Source organism: Candidatus Sodalis sp. SoCistrobi (assembly GCF_900143145.1).
Lineage (GTDB): Bacteria > Pseudomonadota > Gammaproteobacteria > Enterobacterales > Enterobacteriaceae > SoCistrobi.
The window spans coordinates 1-3,773 of the sequence record NZ_FRDB01000255.1 but is presented as its reverse complement, the minus strand read 5'-3'; the positions used below and the strand labels follow the sequence as shown (position 1 = coordinate 3,773).

Annotated in this window: 8 protein-coding genes and 1 pseudogene; 8 read left to right on the top strand and 1 reads right to left on the bottom strand. The window is 51.7% G+C overall.

Annotation, left to right across the window (positions count from 1 at the left end; translation table 11 throughout):
* The 6 genes and pseudogenes from CINSTRO3249_RS13890 to CINSTRO3249_RS17305 all read left to right on the top strand — a co-directional run.
* A partial coding sequence (locus CINSTRO3249_RS13890; protein WP_143146887.1) for an integrase core domain-containing protein occupies positions 1–247 on the top strand: 247 nt, incomplete at its 5' end.
* Between the two features lie 41 nt (positions 248–288).
* A pseudogene (locus CINSTRO3249_RS13885) lies at positions 289–528 on the top strand (hypothetical protein); the annotation flags it as partial.
* Positions 529–532: 4 nt separating this feature from the next.
* Complete coding sequence (locus CINSTRO3249_RS17310) at positions 533–709, top strand: hypothetical protein (protein WP_174249797.1); 177 nt, start codon at positions 533–535, stop codon at positions 707–709.
* Between the two features lie 18 nt (positions 710–727).
* Positions 728–997: a PDDEXK family nuclease gene (locus CINSTRO3249_RS13880; protein WP_074013703.1), complete on the top strand. Its 270-nt coding sequence runs from the start codon at positions 728–730 to the stop codon at positions 995–997.
* A gap of 42 nt (positions 998–1,039) precedes the next feature.
* Positions 1,040–1,276, top strand: a complete 237-nt coding sequence (locus tag CINSTRO3249_RS13875; RefSeq protein WP_074013702.1) for a hypothetical protein — start codon at positions 1,040–1,042, stop codon at positions 1,274–1,276.
* Complete coding sequence (locus tag CINSTRO3249_RS17305; protein WP_174249796.1) at positions 1,276–1,431, top strand: hypothetical protein; 156 nt, start codon at positions 1,276–1,278, stop codon at positions 1,429–1,431. Before CINSTRO3249_RS13875 ends, CINSTRO3249_RS17305 begins: the two co-directional genes overlap by 1 nt.
* Here CINSTRO3249_RS17305 and CINSTRO3249_RS13870 read toward each other — a convergent pair.
* Positions 1,428–1,808, bottom strand: coding sequence for a hypothetical protein (locus tag CINSTRO3249_RS13870; RefSeq protein ID WP_074013701.1), 381 nt, complete (start codon positions 1,806–1,808; stop codon positions 1,428–1,430). The two genes, CINSTRO3249_RS17305 and CINSTRO3249_RS13870, sit on opposite strands and share 4 nt — an antisense overlap.
* Before the next feature lie 65 nt (positions 1,809–1,873).
* Here CINSTRO3249_RS13870 and CINSTRO3249_RS13865 point away from each other — a divergent pair, with 65 nt between their 5' ends.
* Positions 1,874–2,680 (top strand): hypothetical protein, encoded by an 807-nt coding sequence (locus CINSTRO3249_RS13865; protein WP_074013700.1) that lies wholly within the window; start codon positions 1,874–1,876, stop codon positions 2,678–2,680.
* 347 nt (positions 2,681–3,027) lie between these two features.
* Positions 3,028–3,663: a BRO-N domain-containing protein gene (locus CINSTRO3249_RS13860; protein ID WP_084790243.1), complete on the top strand. Its 636-nt coding sequence runs from the start codon at positions 3,028–3,030 to the stop codon at positions 3,661–3,663.
* The last annotated feature ends 110 nt before the right edge of the window (positions 3,664–3,773 follow it).

The following is a 3,773-nucleotide window of genomic DNA, read 5'->3' as shown; positions in this document are numbered from 1 at the left end:
CGGCGACTCCTACGATAATGCGATGGCAGAGAGTATCAACGGGTTGTACAAAACGGAGGTTATCCACCGCGGGAGCTGGAAAAACCGGACGGAAGTGGAGTTGGCCACGCTGGACTGGGTGGACTGGGTGGACTGGGTGGACTGGTACAACAACAGAAGGCTGCTCGGGCGGCTGGGTTACATCCCTCCTACTGAAGCCGAAATGAACTATTACGCTTTGCAATTAGCATCAGAGGAAGCGGCGTAGTATTGCCAAAATTACTCTCTAATAAACTCGGGGTTATTCAGGTCGAGAATCTTAGTCAGGGCCTGGCACGTGACGTGCTGGCAGCCGCCATGCCCGTGATTGAAGAGCACGGCTACGAGATTGTGTTAACGGTACACGATGAAGTGGTCTGTGAAGCGCCGGATACCGACGACTACACGCATGAAGCACTCAGCACCCTGCTGGCAACTCCCCCACATTGGGCCGATGGCCTGCCGCTTAACGCCGGCGGGTTTGAAGCACCTTATTACCGGAAGGAATAACTCGATGAAAATTGAAAAACCGCCCATGACCATCGTGCCGTTCGCCAACACTAACTGTAACGCGTGGGACTTCGGCAACGGCAACGTTGTCTATGACTTTTTAACCGCTGACCGTATGGCAAAAGCACGGGGCAAAACCCTCGCCCAACAACGGCACCGGCGCTTTAGCGAAAGCCATTAATGACAGGAAGGCGTAAGCATGTATTACCTAAGAGAGAAAGCCATCGAGCAGCAGCTTATCCGCGCGGTAAAAGCTGCCGGCGGCATCGCCTACAAGTTTGTGTCGCCGGGCAGGCTGGGTGTGCCTGATCGCCTGGTGGTGCTTCCCGGCGGCCGGGTGCTGTTTGTGGAATGCAAAGCGCCGGGGCAGAAAGCCCGACCCTCCCAGCAACGCGAACACAACCGGCTCAGGGCGCTGGGGTGCGAAGTCATTACTCTGGATAGCAAAAATATTAGCGAAATAGTATGAAAATAAAACGGGAACATAACGCAGGCTACGGAGGATTGGATCATGAAACTGGATAACGCACGGGTGCTGACCTTCAGGCACCCCAATATGGGAGAGGTTGTCGCCATCACCGACGGCGGTGAAAGTATCGACGATGCCCGCTATCTGGTCAGTCTGGGCAGGCAGCCTAACGAGGACTGGGAAACGCAGACGCTCAGGGCAGTGATTGAGTATATGGCCGAAGACAACAAGCGGCTACGCAAGCAGGTTAAGCGCCTGATACATGAAGGGTGTTGCTGATGAAAGAATTCATTGCCAGCATTAATAAAACACTCGCTCTCGTATTAGCAACCCTGACGTTATCCTGGTCGATAGGGTTTGGTCTGACCGCTGGCTCCGCCATGGCACTTGAGGTACGGAAGCTAGTGGTAGAAATCACTACCAGACATGTTTAACCGCCCCACAGTTTCGGCAGTACATCTTGAAACAACAAACTCAGAATACCAGCCAGCAAGAACCATTGCAGACGATCAAATTTAATTTCTAGGCGGTCAAATCGTTTCTCAGAGAAATCGAGGCGTTTGTCTATCTGAGCAATATCCTTACGGACATCGGCTATCTGCGCGTCGGTCTTCTCGAAGCGGGCGTCAACCTTATCGAATCTGGCTTCGATTTCCTTACGAACGTCCTCAAGGTCACGCTTGGTAGCCACATCCGCCACCTCGTGAGATTTGCGTACGACGAGCGAAATCGCCTTGGCTTGCTCACTGGTAAGCCCGGCTGTCTGAAGCTCTTCTGACGCCTGCAATGTATCAAATGCAACTTGGCCCATAGGGAAATCCTCCTGTTTAGGCCAAGTGTAGCGTATCCACCACATCAACGAAAGGAGTAACACACATGAACATGAATGACTTCATCGAAGTGTTGCAGGAAAAGAAAGTCCCGTACGCCATTGACGGAGATAAGATTGTCGTTGCTGAAAACCTTGACCTCTGCGATACGGACATTACCAGTTTGCCGGACAACCTGATTGCTTGCGGATGGCTTGACCTCAGCGGTACAAGCATAACCCGTTTGCCGAATAATCTGAGTATTAGTGGCGGTCTTAACCTCAGATACACAGACATTACCCGCCTACCGAACAACTTAAGTGTTGGTGGCAACCTTGACATCTGCTACACGGGTATTTCCAGTTTGCCGGATAACCTGAAAGTTGGCGGGCACCTCCATTTACACCCTGAGGAAATAACTAACATTGCCTGTCGTAAACTCTTGAGAGATGGCGATTACACGGTTTTTGCTGCTTGGCTAAATGGTAAGTACTGCGTTGTCTTTAACGAAAAGATTTATACATTGGCCGAGTTTTTCAGTGGAGTGCCAGAGGCAGATGTCGAGCGTGCTGTACGGGATTGCTTGGCTGAACTGAAGCAACGCCGGAAAGGGACTGGATGCAGCACGACATGGATAAACGTTTCTGACTGCCTCCCCGAACTGGATACCCCTGTTTTTGGCGGCTGGTTCTCTGATAACGGTAATTTTATTTGGGGCTGTTACGTCCGTACCCGATTTGCTAATGCGACGGATTGGGTCTGGGCTACCGCCGAACATTTTGGGGAAGGAGAGTGGCTGTTCGACGATGACTATCCGGTTGAATTCTGGATGCCGCTTCCGGGCAAGCCTGAATTGGCAGGGGGTGCGGCATGAACAACTCACCCGAGCTTCTTCAATCAATTCAGGAAATGAACACGATCTCCTAAACAGAAATCTACCACCCCATTGACGACGAGATAACCCATGCGCTATAGTCAATCTGCACCTGCAAATTCAGGTGTCGGGATTGACCTCCCGGTTATCTACAAAGGCGCATAACACGCCGAGAGCGTGTTTTTTTATGCGTCAGTCCGCTATATCAGAATAATGGTGGGCTGGATGGGGGAGCCGCAAGGCTCGCCGGGTCCTTTGTAGCCGGTAAGGTCAACCTCATCCAGCTCACCACCCAAGATTGACCTCGAAGGTGGTGATGTTCCTTAACTACAAAGGAAATCATTGCTATGTCAACCTTAATGTTCCGTAACACCGTTCTTGAAACCATATCCCACCACGGGCAGATCTGGTTCACATCCGCCGAACTTGCGAAAGCGCTCGAGTATGCAGATCCGAAAGCAGTTTCCGGGCTTTATAACAACAACGAAGACGAATTCGCAACAGGCATGTCATTGGTGGTCGAATCAACCACCAACGGAATAAACAATAGCTTACGTAAAATTAAGACTCGTATTTTCTCACTGCGTGGCGCACATCTCGTCGCCATGTTTGCCCGTACCCCCGTCGCCAAAGAATTCCGCAAATGGGTGCTGGATATCCTCGACCGTGAAGTCGGCCAACCCCTGCCCGTTTACCAGCCCGAAGCGCCTGAGCGTTTTACCCGCAACGATACACGTAACCTTGCGCGCTTAGTCTGGTGCATTACCCGCGGCTTCCGGTTTGAACAGGCATGGACCAATGCCGTTTACTATGCCCTGCGCGATGTGACCGGCACCCCGTCGCCGATGCCTTTTGAAGCGCAGCATATCCCCCTGCTGGCCGAAGAGTGCCGCCGCATTTACTACGTCACCGAAACCCTGCGTGAAACCATTCACGAAGCGGAAAAGCAAACCCTCAAGCGCATTCTGAATCACCCCGGATAAATTAGAGTCTATACTTTAAAAGTGGAGGTCTCTATGACAACGACCAAACGTTACTCTCCGGAAGTCCGTGAACGGGCAGTTAATCTAGTGCTGGAAACTCAGCATGAGCA